Annotated in this window: 14 protein-coding genes; 11 read left to right on the top strand and 3 right to left on the bottom strand. The window is 72.8% G+C overall.

What is annotated here, in order from left to right:
- Positions 1-64 precede the first annotated feature (64 nt).
- Positions 65-1840 (top strand): BACON domain-containing protein, encoded by a 1776-nt coding sequence (locus ACQZOG_RS16320; RefSeq protein WP_430741583.1) that lies wholly within the window; start codon positions 65-67, stop codon positions 1838-1840.
- 60 nt (positions 1841-1900) lie between these two features.
- On the opposite strand, the gene ACQZOG_RS16325 is transcribed toward ACQZOG_RS16320, so the two are convergent.
- Entirely contained in the window at positions 1901-2776 is an 876-nt protein-coding gene (locus tag ACQZOG_RS16325; protein WP_033278005.1) for a hypothetical protein, read from the bottom strand.
- A 95-nt stretch (positions 2777-2871) separates the two neighbouring features.
- Between ACQZOG_RS16325 and ACQZOG_RS16330 the strand changes: the two genes are divergently transcribed.
- The 4 genes from ACQZOG_RS16330 to ilvD all read left to right on the top strand — a co-directional run bounded on the left by ACQZOG_RS16330 (position 2872) and on the right by ilvD (position 7404).
- On the top strand, positions 2872-3804 hold the full coding sequence (locus ACQZOG_RS16330; protein WP_033278004.1) for a Ppx/GppA phosphatase family protein: 933 nt from the start codon (positions 2872-2874) through the stop codon (positions 3802-3804).
- Between the two features lie 107 nt (positions 3805-3911).
- Positions 3912-4775, top strand: coding sequence for a sugar phosphate isomerase/epimerase family protein (locus ACQZOG_RS16335; protein WP_033278003.1), 864 nt, complete (start codon positions 3912-3914; stop codon positions 4773-4775).
- Positions 4772-5419 (top strand): TetR/AcrR family transcriptional regulator, encoded by a 648-nt coding sequence (locus ACQZOG_RS16340; protein ID WP_037640914.1) that lies wholly within the window; start codon positions 4772-4774, stop codon positions 5417-5419. The genes ACQZOG_RS16335 and ACQZOG_RS16340 overlap by 4 nt, the downstream gene beginning before the upstream one ends.
- 131 nt (positions 5420-5550) lie before the next feature.
- Positions 5551-7404 (top strand): dihydroxy-acid dehydratase, encoded by a 1854-nt coding sequence (gene ilvD / locus ACQZOG_RS16345; protein ID WP_033278001.1) that lies wholly within the window; start codon positions 5551-5553, stop codon positions 7402-7404.
- 25 nt (positions 7405-7429) lie between these two features.
- Here the strand turns inward: ilvD and ACQZOG_RS16350 are convergent, their stop codons facing one another.
- The gene (locus tag ACQZOG_RS16350; protein WP_286199475.1) at positions 7430-9583 is read right to left on the bottom strand and encodes a serine/threonine-protein kinase; all 2154 of its coding nucleotides are present in this window, start codon (positions 9581-9583) and stop codon (positions 7430-7432) included.
- Between the two features lie 184 nt (positions 9584-9767).
- Between ACQZOG_RS16350 and ACQZOG_RS16355 the strand changes: the two genes are divergently transcribed.
- From ACQZOG_RS16355 to proC, 6 genes are all read left to right on the top strand, one after another.
- Positions 9768-10088, top strand: coding sequence for an SH3 domain-containing protein (locus ACQZOG_RS16355; RefSeq protein ID WP_033277999.1), 321 nt, complete (start codon positions 9768-9770; stop codon positions 10086-10088).
- Between the two features lie 92 nt (positions 10089-10180).
- The gene (locus tag ACQZOG_RS16360; protein WP_037640918.1) at positions 10181-10693 is read left to right on the top strand and encodes a hypothetical protein; all 513 of its coding nucleotides are present in this window, start codon (positions 10181-10183) and stop codon (positions 10691-10693) included.
- Between the two features lie 68 nt (positions 10694-10761).
- Positions 10762-11550 carry a class I SAM-dependent methyltransferase gene (locus ACQZOG_RS16365; RefSeq protein WP_230229022.1) on the top strand — a complete coding sequence of 263 codons (789 nt, stop codon included), beginning with the start codon at positions 10762-10764 and terminating at the stop codon, positions 11548-11550.
- A gap of 33 nt (positions 11551-11583) precedes the next feature.
- On the top strand, positions 11584-12375 hold the full coding sequence (locus tag ACQZOG_RS16370; RefSeq protein ID WP_033277996.1) for an ABC transporter ATP-binding protein: 792 nt from the start codon (positions 11584-11586) through the stop codon (positions 12373-12375).
- On the top strand, positions 12372-13127 hold the full coding sequence (locus tag ACQZOG_RS16375) for an ABC transporter permease (RefSeq protein ID WP_033277995.1): 756 nt from the start codon (positions 12372-12374) through the stop codon (positions 13125-13127). Before ACQZOG_RS16370 ends, ACQZOG_RS16375 begins: the two co-directional genes overlap by 4 nt.
- Before the next feature lie 142 nt (positions 13128-13269).
- On the top strand, positions 13270-14082 hold the full coding sequence (proC, locus tag ACQZOG_RS16380; RefSeq protein WP_033277994.1) for a pyrroline-5-carboxylate reductase: 813 nt from the start codon (positions 13270-13272) through the stop codon (positions 14080-14082).
- A gap of 8 nt (positions 14083-14090) precedes the next feature.
- On the opposite strand, the gene trpS is transcribed toward proC, so the two are convergent.
- On the bottom strand, positions 14091-15122 hold the full coding sequence (gene trpS / locus ACQZOG_RS16385; RefSeq protein WP_033277993.1) for a tryptophan--tRNA ligase: 1032 nt from the start codon (positions 15120-15122) through the stop codon (positions 14091-14093).
- Positions 15123-15795 lie beyond the last annotated feature (673 nt).

Here is a 15795-nt window from a genome sequence, read left to right on the forward strand (position 1 = left end):
CCGTACGGATTAAAAGTGCGCACGGCACCGGAAGGCGTCGCCGCCCGGCCCCTACGGTCGCCGAATGATGAGCAGCGGCCCGGACACCTCGACGCGTACGTCCACCCGTACGAACGGAACCCACCGGACGCACCGGGAAGCGCGCGACCAGGCGGCCGCGCGCACGCTGGCCCGGCGGCCGGCCGCCCGCTACGAGCCGCACTTGGACGGCCTGTTCACCTACTGCCTGTCCGTCCTGTGCGACCACGACGCGGCGACCGCCGCCCTGGCCGACGCGCTCCACCTCGCGGAGCGCCGCGACCGGCACGTCCCGGATGAACTCGGCGGCCTCCGCGCGTGGCTGTACGCCCTCGCCCGCTGGGCGTGTCTGCGCAAGCTGGCCGAGGCCAGGCAGAGCCGTCAGGCCTCCCACGCCGGCGGCCGTTCCGGCAGGAAGCGTGACTCCGCGGGCCACCAGGGAGCCTCCGCCGTGGCCCCCGAGGAGCAGGAGCGGCGCCGCCGTGAACTGGCCGCGCTGGCCTGGCCGGAGGCCGCCGGCACCAGCCCGGAGCAGCGCGAGGCGCTCGAACTCGCCGTCCGGCACCGTCTCGCCGCCCACGAGGTCGCCTCCGTGCTCGGCATGGCCCCGGCCGCGGCCCGCGAACTGCTCGCCACCGCTGCCTGCGAGGTGGAACGCACCCGTGCGGCCCTCGCCGTCGTCGAGACCGGCGCCTGCCCGGGCGTGGCGCACCTCACGGGCGACCAGGGCATGGTGCTCGGCACCACGCTGCGCCGCGAACTCGTCCGCCATGTCGACGACTGCCCGCGCTGCCGCCGTACCGCCGAGCGGGCCGTCCCGGGCCGGTGGCCCGGCACCAGCGTCACCCCGGACACCCTTCCGCTCGTGCCGGCGCCGACCGCCGCCCTGCACACCGCCCTCGCGCACCACCCACGCGCGCGTGGCGCCGCGCCCCGCTTCGACCGGCGCGGCTTCCCCATGAACCCCAAGGACCGGGTCGCCCGCCGTGACCGCCTCCGCGCGCGTGCCGTCACCACGACCGTCGTCGCCACGGTCGTCGCCGCGCCGGTGCTGGCGCTGTGGGCCGCCTACCGGGGCACCCCGGTGGGCGAGGGCGTGGGCGGCGGCCCGTCCTCCGCGCGCGAGGACGGCACCGTGGAGTTCGACGGCGAGGGCGGCGCCGGCTACGAGAACGCCGGCAACGCCGAGCCCCGCCCCACCACCCGCTTCGGCGCCGACGGCGCGCCGGACGTGTCCGTGGAGGTCGTCGAGGTCGCCGGCGCCGGGCACGAGGGCGCCGCGGAGCTCGGCGTGACGGCCGCCCACAGCGGTGACACCACACTGATCACCCTGACCGCGCGGGGCGACGGACCGGTCCGCTGGTCCGCGTCCACCGGCGCCTCCTGGCTCTACCTGAACCGCTCGTCGGGCACCCTCGCCCCGGGCGAGTCGGTCACGATCCGGGTCTTCGTCGACCAGCTGCGCGAGCCGTCCGGCCACTGGCGGGCCACGGTGGCGGTCTCCCCGGCAGGCTCGGTGGTGTCCATCGAGGGATACGGTCCCGCCCCGTCGAGCCCGGTCACCGGCTCCCCGTCGGCCCCGGGCACCCCGAGCGGCCCGCCCCCGTCGCCCTCGCACCCGGACCCCACGACGCCGTCGCCCTCCGACCCCACGCCCACGGACCCGCCCTCCTCCTCGGACCCGGACCCGGAGCCCTCGACGGACGACCCCGCCCCGACCGACCCGTCCCCCACCGAGCCGTCGCCCGCGGACCCCGTGCCCCCGGAGCCGAGCGTCTCCACGCCCGCCGAACCGGGCGCCCCGGACCCGGAAACGCCGTAGCCATGAGAAGGCGCCCGCCCCCGCGCAGGGGACGGGCGCCGGTGACGCCGCGACGGACCGTCAGGACGGGTCCGCCGGGTGCGGCGCCAGCAGCGGCAGCTGCGACGCCAGCCGCTCCTCGCACAGCTCGACCAGGCGGTCGTACCCCGCCTTGCCCATCAGCTCGATCAGCTCCGGGCGGTAGGAGACGTACACCGGCTCGCCCGCGCCGTGCGCCGAGGTCGCCGAGGTGCACCACCAGTGCAGGTCGTGGCCGCCGGGGCCCCAGCCGCGCCGGTCGTACTCACCGATCGACACCTGCAGCACGCGCGTGTCGTCGGGACGGTCGATCCAGTCGTACGTGCGCCGGACGGGGAGCTGCCAGCAGACGTCCGGCTTGGTCTCCAGCGGCTCGCGGCCCTCCTTGAGGGCGAGGATGTGCAGCGAGCAGCCCATGCCGCCCTTGAACCCGGGGCGGTTCTGGAAAATGCACGAGCCCTGGAAGGGACGCGTCTGGCGCTCGCCGTCCTCGTCCTCCGAGATCCACCCGTTGCGGGTGCCCTCCGCGTGGTGCTGCCAGATGTCCGGTGTGAGACGCGCCACATGCTCGGCGACGCGCTTCTCGTCGTCCTCGTCGGAGAAGTGGGCACCCAAGGTGCAGCACCCGTCGTCCGCGCGGCCGGCCTGGATGCCCTGGCAGCCGCTGCCGAAGATGCAGTTCCACCGAGAGGTGAGCCATGTCAGATCGCAGCGGAAGACCTGCTCGTCGTCCGCCGGATCAGGGAATTCCACCCAGGCACGGGCGAAGTCGAGGCCCTGCTCGTCGTCGACAGGCGCCGGATGCGGCGCCTGCGGCGGGGCCGGCACCCGCGAAGGATCCCCGGCCAGCCCGGCCCGCTTTTCCTTCCTGGCCGTTTTGTCCGTCTTCTCGTCCTTCGCCTTTTTCGTCTTTGGCACCTGTCCAGGGTAAGTCGCCGCGGGCCCGCACCGGCACCGGTCCGGCCGTCGAGAAGCGGACGTCACGGCGTGCTGCGGGCAGTAGCGTTTCGTACATGAGACTCGGTGTCCTCGACGTGGGTTCGAACACGGTGCACCTGCTGGTGGTCGACGCCCACCCCGGCGCGCGGCCGCTGCCCGCGCACTCGCACAAGGCCGAACTGCGCCTCGCCCAACTCCTCGACGACGACGGGTCGATCGGCCCCGACGGCATCGACCGGCTGGTGGCGGTCGTGCACGAGGCGCTCCAGGCCGCCGAGGACAAGGGCGTGGAGGAGCTGCTGCCGTTCGCGACCTCCGCCGTTCGCGACGCGAGCAACGCCGACGACGTCCTCACCCGCGTCCGCGACGAGACCGGCGTCGAACTCCAGGTGCTCAGCGGTGAGGAGGAGGCGAAGCTCACCTTCCTCGCCGCCCGCCGCTGGTTCGGCTGGTCCTCGGGGAAGCTGCTCGTCATCGACATCGGCGGCGGCTCCCTGGAGATCGCCTACGGCATGGACGAGGAGCCGGACGCGGCGGTGTCGCTCCCGCTCGGCGCGGGCCGCCTCACCGCCGGCTGGCTGCCCGGAGACCCGCCCGAGGCCGAGGACGTCCGCGCGCTGCGCCGCCACGTGCGTACGGAGATAGCGCGCTCGGTCGGCGACTTCAGCCGGTTCGGAGCCCCGGACCACGTGGTGGCCACCTCCAAGACCTTCAAGCAGCTCGCCCGGCTCGCGGGCGCCCCGGGCTCCGCCGAGGGCCTGTACGTCCAGCGGGAGCTGAAGCGCGAGTCGCTGGAGGCGTGGGTGCCGCGGCTGGCCGGGATGACCGCCGCCGAGCGCGCCGAACTGCCGGGCGTGTCCGAGGCCCGCGCGGGCCAGCTCCTCGCCGGCGCGATGGTCGCCGAGGGCGCGATGGACCTCTTCGGCGTGGAGCGCCTGGAGATCTGTCCCTGGGCGCTGCGGGAGGGCGTCATACTCCGCCGCCTCGACCACATGGGCCCCGCCTGACCCCCGACGGGGCCCGCCCCGAAGGCGCCGCCGCCCGCTATGGCAAACACCACAACGGCCAGGCGGTACCCCGCACCGCCCCCACCCCACCCCGTAACCTGAGGCTCGTGGCAGAAGCAAGGGACGTAGTCCGCATCCCGGATGCGAAGGTCGCCCTGTCGACGGCCTCCGTCTACCCGGAGTCGACGGCGACGGCCTTCGAGATCGCCGCGCGCCTCGGGTACGACGGCGTCGAGGTGATGGTCTGGACGGACCCCGTCAGCCAGGACATCGAGGCCCTCCGCCGGCTCAGCGACTACCACCGCATCCCCGTCCTCGCCGTCCACGCGCCCTGTCTGCTGATCACGCAGCGCGTGTGGTCCACCGATCCCTGGACCAAGCTCCAGCGGGCCCGGGCCGCCGCCGAGAAGCTCGGCGCGTCGACGGTCGTCGTCCACCCGCCCTTCCGCTGGCAGCGGCAGTACGCCCGCGACTTCGTCGACGGCATCTGGCGGATGGCGAACGAGACCGACGTGCGGTTCGCCGTGGAGAACATGTACCCCTGGCGCTACCGCGACCGCGAGATGCTGGCCTACGCCCCCGACTGGGACGTGACCAAGGAGGACTACCGCCACTTCACGATCGACCTGAGCCACGCCTCCACCTCCCGCACGGACACGCTCCGGATGGTGGAGCGCATGGGCGACCGGCTGGGGCACGTGCACCTGGCCGACGGCCGGGGCTCCGCCAAGGACGAGCACCTGGTGCCCGGCCGCGGCGACCAGCCGTGCGCCGAGGTCCTGGAGGGGCTGGCGCGCGGCGGCTTCGACGGTCATGTCGTGATCGAGGTCAACACCCGGCGCGCCATGTCCAGCGCCGAACGTGAGGCCGACCTGGCGGAGGCCCTCGCCTTCACCCGCCTCCACCTTGCCTCGGCGTCCTCCCCTTCCTCCCTGTCCACCCCTTCCTCCCTCCGGGTCCCGCGGCGATGAACGGCGTCACCGCGAGCGACGGCCCCGCCGCCTCCCCGGACGGGACCGGCGCCCCCCGGCGCCGCGGCCGTCCCCCGGCCGCCGAGTCGGCCGGCACCCGTGCCCGCATCCTCGACGCGGCGCGCGAGGAGTTCTCCGCACGCGGCTACGAGAAGACGTCCGTGCGGGGCATCGCCAAGGCCGCCGGGGTCGACTCCGCCCTGGTGCACCACTACTTCGGCACCAAGGAGCGGGTCTTCGAGGCCGCCGTCGAGGTCGCCTTCGGACCGGCCCTCGCCGAGCGGGACGCGCTGCTCGAAGGGCCGCTCGACGAGGTGGGCGAGCGGATGACCCGCGTGATCATCGGACTGTGGGAGAACCCGGTCACGCGCACCCCGCTGCTCGCGATCGTCCGCTCCGCCGTCAACAACGACACCGCGGCCGCCGTCTTCCGCCGCCTCGTCGCCAGCCAGCTGCTGCGCAGGATCGCCGGACAGCTCGACCGCCCCGACGCGGAACTGCGGGCCGAACTGGCCGCCGCCCAGCTCGTCGGCATCGCGATGATCCGGTACGTGATCCGGGTCGAACCGCTCGCCTCGGCCGACCCGGAGGACCTCGTCCGCAGGGTCGCCCCCGTCGTGCAGGGCCACCTCACCGGGCCCTGAGCGTCGGACCTCTGAGACACGCGTCCCGTATTCCGGACACCCTGTCCCGCCCTCTGGATGACCGGCGTACGCTCGATGCAGTCAGAACTCTCTGGCGGAGACTCCCCGAAGGTCTGAAGGAGCGAGCGACGATGCCCGAGCTGAGGTCCCGCACAGTCACCCACGGCCGCAACATGGCGGGCGCCCGCGCCCTTATGCGCGCCTCCGGTGTACCCGGTGCGGACATCGGCCGGAAGCCGATCATCGCGGTCGCCAACAGCTTCACGGAGTTCGTCCCCGGCCACACCCACCTCGCGCCGGTCGGCCGGATCGTCAGCGAGGCGGTCGTCGCGGCCGGCGGCATCCCGCGCGAGTTCAACACCATCGCCGTCGACGACGGCATCGCCATGGGCCACGGCGGCATGCTCTACTCGCTGCCCTCCCGCGACCTGATCGCCGACAGCGTGGAGTACATGGTCGAGGCCCACTGCGCCGACGCCCTGATCTGCATCTCCAACTGCGACAAGATCACCCCGGGCATGCTCAACGCCGCGCTGCGGCTGAACATCCCCACGGTCTTCGTCTCCGGCGGCCCGATGGAGTCCGGCCGGGCCACGCTCGTCGACGGCACGGTCCGCACGCTCGACCTGGTCGACGCGATGTCGGAGGCGGTCAACGACAAGATCTCCGACGAGGACATCCTCCGCATCGAGGAGAACGCCTGCCCCACCTGCGGCTCCTGTTCGGGCATGTTCACCGCCAACTCGATGAACTGCCTGACCGAGGCCATCGGCCTCTCCCTCCCCGGCAACGGCTCGGTCCTCGCCACCCACACCGCCCGCAAGGACCTGTACGTCCGTGCGGCCGAGACGGTCCTGGACCTCACCCGCCGCTACTACGAGCAGGACGACGACTCGGTCCTGCCCCGCAGCATCGCCACCCCCGCGGCCTTCGAGAACGCCATGGCGCTCGACATCGCGATGGGCGGCTCCACCAACACGATCCTGCACCTGCTGGCCGCCGCCCAGGAGGCGGACGTCGCCTACGGCCTCACCGAGATGGACGCCCTCTCGCGCCGCGTCCCCTGCCTGGCCAAGGTCGCGCCCAACGTCGCGGGGGACCGCACGTACTACATGGAGGACGTGCACCGGGCGGGCGGCATCCCGGCCCTCCTCGGCGAGCTGCACCGCGCGGGCCTGCTCAACGAGGACGTCCACTCCGTCCACAGCCCGTCCCTGGCCGACTGGCTGAAGACCTGGGACGTCCGGTCCGGCTCCCCGTCCGCCGAGGCCGTGGAACTCTGGCACGCGGCCCCCGGCTGCAAGCGCTCCGCCGAGGCCTTCTCCCAGTCCGAGCGCTGGGACTCCCTGGACGTGGACGCCGAGGGCGGCTGCATCCGCTCCGTCGAGCACGCCTACTCCAAGGACGGCGGCCTCGCCGTGCTGCGCGGCAACCTCGCCGTCGACGGCTGCGTCGTCAAGACGGCCGGCGTCGACGAGTCCATCTGGACCTTCGAGGGCCCGGCGGTCGTCTGCGAGTCGCAGGAGGAGGCCGTCCAGAAGATCCTCACCCAGCAGGTCAAGGAGGGCGACGTCGTCGTCATCCGCTACGAGGGTCCCAAGGGCGGCCCCGGCATGCAGGAGATGCTCTACCCGACCTCGTACCTCAAGGGCCGCGGCCTCGGGAAGACGTGCGCGCTGATCACCGACGGCCGTTTCTCCGGCGGCACCTCGGGCCTGTCCATCGGCCACGCCTCCCCGGAGGCGGCCTCGGGCGGCACGATCGCCCTGGTCGAGGACGGCGACCGCATCCGCATCGACATCCCGAACCGCTCCATCGAACTGCTGGTCGACGACGCGGAACTGTCCCGCCGCGAGGAGGCCCTCGCCGGCCGCTACGCCCCGAAGAACCGCGACCGCAAGGTCTCCGCGGCCCTGCGCGCCTACGCCGCGATGGCGACGAGCGCGGACAAGGGCGCGGTCCGTGACGTGACCAAGCTGGGCTGAGGCCCGCGCACGGCCCCGCTGCCTGTCACCAGGCGGCGGGGTCGCCCGCGTCCACGGCGAAGACGGTGCCGTCGGGGGCGGAGGCGTAGACGCGGTTGTGGGCGAGGACGGGGGCGGCCAGTGTCCCGGGGATCCGGTCGGACGCGGGTCCGAGCCGCGGCCGGGTCTGTCCCAGGAGCTTGCCCGTGCGGGCGTCCACGCCGAGCAGCCGTCCGTCGGGGGCGGAGACGTACACGTGCCGTCCGTCCGATACGGGCACCGAACCCCAGCTGATCCCCGTCTCCAGCCGCCACAGCTGTTCGCCGGCGGCCATGTCGACGGCGACGAGCGAGCCGCCCGCTCCCATGAGGTGCACGGTGTCGCCCCGCACTCCGGCCTCCGCGTCCGCGACCGGCACGGGCAGCGTGACCCGCTGGGTCTCGCCGGTGTCGGGCGTGTACCGGACCACGGCCGCGGTGTCCCCGTGGATGCCTCCGTCGGCCAGGAGGAACACCTGACCGTCGGCGGTTCCGGCCGGCGTCAGCGTCCCTTCGAACTCGGCGTCCCACCGCACGTCCCCCGTCGAGGGGTCGACCGCTGTGACGCGGGTCGTGCTCCCGTCGTCGGAGGTGGTCGCCGCATAGGCCGCGGGGTCCTTCTCACCGGCGAACGAGGTGAAGTAGGGCACGGCCTGGCCGGGGATCCGACGGGACCACACGGTCTCGCCCGACGCGCTGTCCACCCCCGTGACCATGCCGTCGGAGCCGGTCAGCAGCAGGGTGTCGCCCACCGCCCGGATCCCCTCGTAGGCCGGTGTGTCGTCCTGCTGCCACACTGGCTCGCCGGTGGCAGGGTCGAGTGCCTCCAGGTCGCCGATCCGGTCGAGTGAGGGATGGAGCAGGCCGCCGGACAGGACGGGCGGTTCGCTCCGCGTAGGCCCCGGCGCGACATCGTGCCGCCACACGGTGCGGCCGTCGGCCGGATCGAGGGCGAAGACCAGACCGGGCACCGCGCACAGCAGCTTCCCGGCCCCGTGCGTGCACTGCGGCACGCCACTGTCCTCCGAGGCGGGCACCGTCTCCCACACGGCGGAGCCGGCCGGCGTGCTCTGCGCTGCGGCGGTCCGTCGCGGCGGTTGCGCGTCACCGAATGCCTGCAGCGCGGCGAGCCCGCCGAGCACGGCGACGCACAACACTCCGGTCACCAGGGCCGCCCGTCGGCCCGGTCGCCGCGGGAACCGCTTCACGGGTGCGTCAGGCGGGACCTCGTCGGCGGCTTCGTCCAGTGCGCCGGACGCCTTCGGTGCCTCGGGCAACTCCTCCGGTCCAGAGGTGCGTTGCGTCGGCACGAGGACCTGCGTGTCGTACTTCGCCGACACGGAGCGCAATTCCCGCATGAGCTCGTCGGGCGTGGGCCGGTCGTCGGGCTCCTTGGCCAGACACTTTCGCACCAACGGCGCGAGGGACTCCGGAACGCCCGTCAGGTCGGGCTCGTCGTGGACGACCTGGTAGGCGACGACGTACGGGCTGTCGGAGTCGAACGGACCGCGTCCCGTCGTCGCGTGCACCACGAGCGAGCCGAGAGCGAACATGTCGGCGGCGGGGCCCACGTCACGGGGGCTGCGGAACTGTTCGGGCGCCATGAACGGCGGTGTGCCGATCAACTTGCCCGTCTCGGTGCGCAGTTCGCTGTCCCGGGGCCGGGAGATGCCGAAGTCGATGACCTTGGGGCCGTCGTCGGCGAGCAGGACGTTGCTCGGTTTCAGATCCCGGTGCACGACGCCGACCCGGTGGATGTCCCGCAGCGCCTCCGCGAGCCCCGCCATCAGGCGACGCGACTGGTCCGGGTCCATGGGCCCGTTCCGGTTCACCTGTTCGGAAAGCGTCGGGCCGGGGATGTAGAGGGTGGCCATCCACGGGCGCTCCGCGTCGGGGTCGGCGTCGACCACGGGTGCCGTGAAGGCTCCGCTCACGCGTCGCGCGGCGGCCACCTCCTGCCGGAAGCGCCCTCTGAACTCGGGGTCCATGGCGTAGCGGGCGTGGACGACCTTCACCGCGACGCGCATGCCGGAGGGGCTGCGGGCCAGATGCACGACGCCCATGCCGCCGGAACCCAGACAGGACTCCAGACGGTAGTGCCCGGCGTATTCAGGAAGTTCCGCTTCCGCATCTGCCCCGCCGCTGTTCCGCTGCGGCGTCATGGAACCACCCCCGTGCTTCTCGTTCGCGCGCGCGACCGCTCGGAGCCTAGTCGATGGTGTGTACGGGACAGCTGCGGCGTGCCCGTCTCCTTGTGCGAAGGGTGAAGTGGTGTTTCATGAGTGACATCAAGGGAAGCAACGCGGCCCCATGACAGCCGTGGGGCGCGACGGGGGAGGTTTTTCCATGTCTGTCGAGCAGAGCGGAGCCGTCACTGACGCCGAGGGCGCGGGGGAGGCGACGGCCGCGGCGTCCGCGCTCGCGACGTCGTACCCGGTGGCCCCCGGCTACCGGCTGAACGTCCGCAGCGGCCCCGGTACCAGCTATGCGGTCGTCCGTGTCCTGGCCGAGGGCGCCCGGGTCCGGATCAACTGCCAGACGCCGGGGACCCGGGTGACGGGCCCCTACGGCACCTCGAACATCTGGGACAACATCGGCAACGGCCAGTACGTCTCCGACGCCTACGTCCGCACCGGCAGTGACGGGTACGTCGCCCGCCGCTGCTAGTCGCCCGGTGCGCGGACGTCCCCGGCCCACCTCGACGGGGCGGGGCCGGGGGACGTTCCACGGTCGCGTGGGGGAGGAGTCACAATCGACCCGTGAGCGCAGAAGAGAACCCCGCGAACGGCGTCCCGGCCACCCCCGCCGGCCCCCAGCCCGAACCCCTCCGTTTCTTCGGGACGACCTGGGTCGACCACTCCCGTGGGTACGCCGCCCGCCGGCTGGGCGTGGCCGTCGGGTCGCTGGCCGCCGCGGCCGCCGCCTGCTTCGTGCTGCGGTTCGCCTACCAGGGGCTTCAGATCGCCGCCGTCGGCGGCTTCGTCTCGCTCCTCGTCGTCGTGATGTTCGCGGTCTGCAGCGCCCTCGCCTTCGGCCACACCTGGGGCTCCTTCTCCACCCGCCCCGACCCCGCCCGCCAGTCGTCCCTGCGCGGACTGCTGTCCATCGGGTTCGTCGGCTCGCTCCTCGCCTACTTCTTCCGCTCCCTCACCGAGGCCCCCGGCGAGAAGCTGCACCGCGCCGAGTACGAGCAGGCCCGCGAGGAGTACGACCGCCGCGTCACCCGCCGCTCCGGCAACCCTTCGCGCAAGCGCCGCCGCCGCGACGCCTGACCCGCGTCCCGGCCCAACTCCCGGGAAAACCCGCACCCCACGCCCCGCCCCGCGGCGACCATGGCCGCATGACGCCATCAAGGGCCGACCAGGTCCCCCACACCGCCCGGGCCCACTCCTTCAACGCGGTCGCCGCGCAGTACGCGGACCACCGCCCCACCTATCCGCCCGCCCTGTTCGACGCGATCGAGGAGCTCACCGCCCGCCCGCTCGCGGGATGCCGGGTCGCGGACGTCGGCGCCGGCACCGGGACGGCCACCGCCCGCCTGCTCGAACGCGGCGCGCACGTCGTCGCCGTCGAACCGGGCGAGGGCATGGCGGGGGAGTTCCGCCGCCGCCTCCCCGGCACACCGGTCGTCCGCGGCGACGGCAACGCCCTTCCCCTCGCCACCCACAGCGCCGACCTGATCACCTACGCCCAGTCCTGGCACTGGACCGACTCCGCCCGCTCCGTCCCCGAGGCCCTGCGCGTACTGCGCCCGGGCGGCGCCCTCGCCCTGTGGTGGAACACCAGCGCCGACGACGTCCCGTGGATCGCCGAGGCGTCCGCGCGGGCCGGCCGGCACTTCGGGCGGGACTTCTCCCGCGAGAAGAACGACATCGGCGCCGCGACAGCCGACCCCTCCGGCCGTCTGGACTTCACGCGCCGCACCGTCCGGTGGAGCCGCCGCATCCCCGTCGACGCCCACCTGGCGAACATCGGCAGCCACTCCGTCTTCCTCGTCCAGAGCCCCGACCGCACCGCCGCCTTCCTCGCCGAGGAGCGCCGCCACGTCCTCGAGGTGTTCCCGGACGGGATCGTCGAGGAGACGTACGACGTCGTCCTCCTCCTCGCCTCCAGGCCACCGGCGGCTTGACGCGTCCGCGCCGCCGGGAGGAGTATTCATCACATGATGAATTATTCCTCCCGGCCCCCGGAGGAGCCGGCCGTCCACGCCCAGGACCTCACCGTCGTCCGGGGATCCCGCACCGTGCTGCGCGGCCTCGGCTTCACCGTCCCCCGCGGCCGCATCACCGGCCTCCTCGGCCCCTCCGGCTGCGGCAAGTCCACGCTCATGCGCGCCGTCGTCGGCACCCAGGCCAAGGTCACCGGCACCCTCGACGTCCTCGGCCACCCCGCCGGCCACCCCTCCCTGCGCACCCGCATCGGCTACGTCACCCAGGCCCCGTCCGTCTACGACGACCTGACCGTCCGCCAGAACCTCGACTACTTCGCCGCGATCCTCGACCCGGGCAGATCCGCCGCCGACCGCCGCCACGACAACGTCACCCGGGCCATCGCCGACGTCGACCTCACCGGCCACGCCGACTCCCTCGCCGGCGCCCTCTCCGGCGGCCAGCGCAGCCGCGTCTCCCTCGCCGTGGCCCTCCTCGGCACGCCCGAGCTGCTGGTCCTCGACGAACCCACCGTCGGCCTGGACCCCGTACTCCGCCGCGACCTCTGGCAGCTCTTCCACGACCTCGCCGCCGAGCGCGGCGCCACCCTCCTCGTCTCCTCCCACGTGATGGACGAGGCCGAGCGCTGCCACCAGCTGCTCCTCATGCGCGCGGGCGAGGTCCTCGCCGACGGCACCCCCGAGGCCCTGCGCACCCGCACCGGCGCCGACACCGTCGAAGCCGCGTTCCTCAGGCTGGTCGACGAGGCCACCGCGGCCGCCCGCACCAAGGAGTCCTCCCGATGACCGCCACGAGCGGACTCAGCCTGCCGCGCACCACCGCCACCGCCGCCCGGGTCCTGCGCCAGCTCCGCCACGACCCGCGCACCATCGCGCTGATGATCCTCGTCCCGTGCGTGATGCTCTTCCTGCTCCGCTACGTCTTCGACGGCAGCGCCCGCACCTTCGACACCATCGGCGCCTCGCTGCTCGGCATCTTCCCGCTGATCACGATGTTCCTGGTCACGTCGATCGCCACCCTGCGCGAACGCACCTCGGGCACCCTGGAACGCCTGCTCGCCATGCCCCTCGGCAAGGGTGACCTGATCGCCGGCTACGCCCTCGCCTTCGGCGCCGTAGCGGTCGTCCAGTCGGCCCTCGCCACCGGCCTCGCGGTGTGGTTCCTGGACCTCGACGTCGTCGGCAGCCCCTGGCTGCTGCTCCTCGTCGCCCTGCTCGACGCGCTCCTCGGCACCGCCCTCGGCCTGTTCGTGTCGGCGTTCGCGGCGTCCGAGTTCCAGGCGGTGCAGTTCATGCCGGCGGTGATCTTCCCGCAGCTGCTGCTGTGCGGCCTCTTCACCCCGCGCGACGCCATGCACCCGGTCCTGGAGGCGGTCTCCGACGTCCTCCCCATGTCCTACGCCGTCGACGGCATGAACGAGGTCCTCCACCACGCCGACCTCACGACCGCGTTCCTGCGCGACATCACGATCGTGGCGGCCGTCGCCCTCCTGGTCCTGACCCTGGGCGCGGCCACCTTGAAGCGCAGGAGCGCATAACCAGCTGGTCCGGGCGGCGGGGGCGAACCAACCGCCCCGCACCCCCACGGGCCCGTCCGCCCACCGGACACCCCCGCCCCCACCACCCCCCGGATGGGACAATCGCCCCAGGACGACCCACCCCCGGAGGGCACCCCCAGCCATGACCCAGAAAGTCGCAGTCCTCGGCACCGGCAAGATCGGCGAAGCCCTGCTCAGCGGAATGATCCGCGCCGGCTGGTCCCCCGCCGACCTCCTGGTCACCGCCCGCCGTCAGGAGCGCGCCGACGACCTCCGCGCGCGTCACGGCGTCACCCCGGTCACCAACCAGGAAGCCGCCAAGACCGCCGACACCCTGATCCTCACGGTCAAGCCGCAGGACATGGGCACCCTCCTCGACGAGCTCGCCCCGCACGTCCCCGCCGACCGACTGGTCATCAGCGGCGCGGCGGGCATCCCCACCGCGTACTTCGAGGAGCGCCTCGCCGAGGGCACCCCGGTCGTCCGCGTCATGACCAACACCCCCGCCCTCGTCGACGAGGCCATGTCGGTCATCTCCGCCGGCCGCCACGCCACCGCGGACCACCTCGCCCACGCCGAGGAGATCTTCGGCGCCGTCGGCAAGACCCTCCGCGTCCCCGAGTCCCAGCAGGACGCCTGCACGGCGCTCTCCGGCTCAGGACCGGCGTACTTCTTCTACCTGGTCGAGGCCATGACGGACGCCGGCATCCTGCTCGGCCTGCCCCGCGACAAGGCGCACGACCTGATCGTGCAGTCCGCGATCGGCGCCGCGACGATGCTCCGCGACAGCGGCGAGCACCCCGTGAAGCTGCGGGAGAACGTCACCTCCCCCGCAGGCACCACCATCAACGCCATCCGCGAGCTGGAGAACCACGGCGTCCGCGCGGCCCTCATCGCCGCCCTGGAGGCCGCCCGCGACCGCAGCCGCGAGCTCGCCTCCGGCAACAACGGCTGATCACCGGCCTACCGGGCCGCGGCCGGCGTCACCGCCTCCTCGTCCGAGGCGGGGAGCAGCCCGATCGCCCGGTAGGCGGCGTCCACCGTCGGCCGCGCCATCCCCCGCGCCCGCTCGGCCCCCTCCCGCAGCACGCCCTCCAGATGGCCGGGGTCGGCGCACAACTCCTGGTGCCGCTTCCGCAACGGCCGCAGCACTTCGATCACCGCGTCCGCGGTGTCTCTCTTCAGGGCTCCGTACCCGTCGTAGGACGCCGCCAGCTCCGCCGGCTCCCCACCGGTGCAGGCCGCCAGGATCTCCAGCAGATTCGCGAGCCCCGGCCGCGACTCCCGGTCGTAGACGACTTCGCTGCCGCTGTCGGTCACGGCGCGCATGATCTTCTTCCGCACCACGTCCGGCTCGTCCAGCAGATAGACGATCCCCGGCCCGGTGTCGTTGCTCTTGCCCATCTTCGAGACGGGGTCCTGGAGGTTCATCACCCGCGCCGCCACCGCCGGGTTGGTCGCCCGCGGCACGACGAACGTGTGTCCGTACCGCTGGTTGAACCGCACGGCGAGGTCCCGCGCCAGCTCCACGTGCTGCGTCTGGTCGTTCCCGACGGGCACCTCGTCCGCCCCGTACGCCAGGATGTCCGCCGCCATCAGCACCGGATACGTCAGCAGCGACAGCCGCACGCTCCCGCCCCGCCGCCGCTCACGCGCCGCCTTCTCCTTGTACTGGATCATCCGGCGCATCTCGCCTTCCGTGGCCACACACTCCAGCAGGTACGACAGCCGGGCGTGCTCGTCCACATGGCTCTGCACGAACACCGTGCACCGCTCCGGATCCAGCCCGGAGGCCAGCAGCAGCGTGGCCGCCTGCCTGCTCAGCCGGCGCACCCGCGCCGGATCGTGGTCCACGGTGAGGGCGTGCAGGTCGACGATGCAGAACAGCGCGTCCGCCCGGTACTGGTCCACCGTGGCCCACTGCCGCATGGCTCCGAGGTAGTTCCCCAGCGTCAGATGTCCGGTCGGCTTGATACCGCTGAAGACCCGAGTCATCTCTCTTCTCCCTACTCCTGTCGAGCGTCGGTGGCCGCCGCCCGGGGCGGCCGCCCCTCGAGCTCCGGAGGGAGAAAACGAAACGGCCGCCGAGGCGGCGGCCGTGAGGTGCATACGCAGGACGACCGCCGTCAGGCGGCCCACCAGAACTGGCTGTGCGTACGCGTCGTCATGCCCCGAGAGTACGCCCCCGGGCGGGGACACCGCAGCGAGTTGACACGCACCTGGGGGATCCGTAGTGTTCTCCGAGTTGTCCGACGTGAGCACCGACTCCGGTCGGCCCCGGACAGCCACTCCGCAAGTACCACTACTGATCGACGTCAGCAGCCTGTCTGCCGGCGCGTCATTGTCGTGCGTATTCGTGGAATGAGGAATCCGCACCCGAAAGGGAGCAGGACCCCGATTAGGTCGGGAGCCGGGAATCCGCTAAAGTCTCACTCGTCGGAACGGCCCGCAACGGCCGGAAAGACGAACCCCGCTGACTGGGGGTCAGAGCGAGAAACTGGATCTGATAAAGTCGGAACCGCCGGAAAGGAAAGCGCGAAAGCGTCGACCTGGAAAGCACCGAGGAAATCGGATCGGAAAGATCTGATAGAGTCGGAAACGCAAGACCGAAGGGAAGCGCCCGGAGGAAAGCCCGAGAGGGTGAGTACAAAGGAAGCGTCCGTTCCTT

Origin of the sequence: Streptomyces sp. P13-3-3 (assembly GCF_050571355.1) — a bacterium.
In the GTDB taxonomy this organism is placed as follows: domain Bacteria; phylum Actinomycetota; class Actinomycetes; order Streptomycetales; family Streptomycetaceae; genus Streptomyces; species Streptomyces althioticus.

Coding starts and splice junctions, on each gene's coding strand:
- ACQZOG_RS16375 (WP_033277995.1), top strand. CDS start 12,372: ATGACCGCCACGAGCGGACTCAGCCTGCCGCGCACCACCGCCACCGCC.
- ACQZOG_RS16340 (WP_037640914.1), top strand. CDS start 4,772: ATGAACGGCGTCACCGCGAGCGACGGCCCCGCCGCCTCCCCGGACGGG.
- ACQZOG_RS16330 (WP_033278004.1), top strand. CDS start 2,872: ATGAGACTCGGTGTCCTCGACGTGGGTTCGAACACGGTGCACCTGCTG.
- ACQZOG_RS16350 (WP_286199475.1), bottom strand. CDS start 9,583: ATGACGCCGCAGCGGAACAGCGGCGGGGCAGATGCGGAAGCGGAACTT.
- ACQZOG_RS16370 (WP_033277996.1), top strand. CDS start 11,584: ATGATGAATTATTCCTCCCGGCCCCCGGAGGAGCCGGCCGTCCACGCC.
- ilvD (WP_033278001.1), top strand. CDS start 5,551: ATGCCCGAGCTGAGGTCCCGCACAGTCACCCACGGCCGCAACATGGCG.
- proC (WP_033277994.1), top strand. CDS start 13,270: ATGACCCAGAAAGTCGCAGTCCTCGGCACCGGCAAGATCGGCGAAGCC.
- ACQZOG_RS16355 (WP_033277999.1), top strand. CDS start 9,768: ATGTCTGTCGAGCAGAGCGGAGCCGTCACTGACGCCGAGGGCGCGGGG.
- ACQZOG_RS16365 (WP_230229022.1), top strand. CDS start 10,762: ATGACGCCATCAAGGGCCGACCAGGTCCCCCACACCGCCCGGGCCCAC.
- ACQZOG_RS16320 (WP_430741583.1), top strand. CDS start 65: ATGATGAGCAGCGGCCCGGACACCTCGACGCGTACGTCCACCCGTACG.
- trpS (WP_033277993.1), bottom strand. CDS start 15,122: ATGACTCGGGTCTTCAGCGGTATCAAGCCGACCGGACATCTGACGCTG.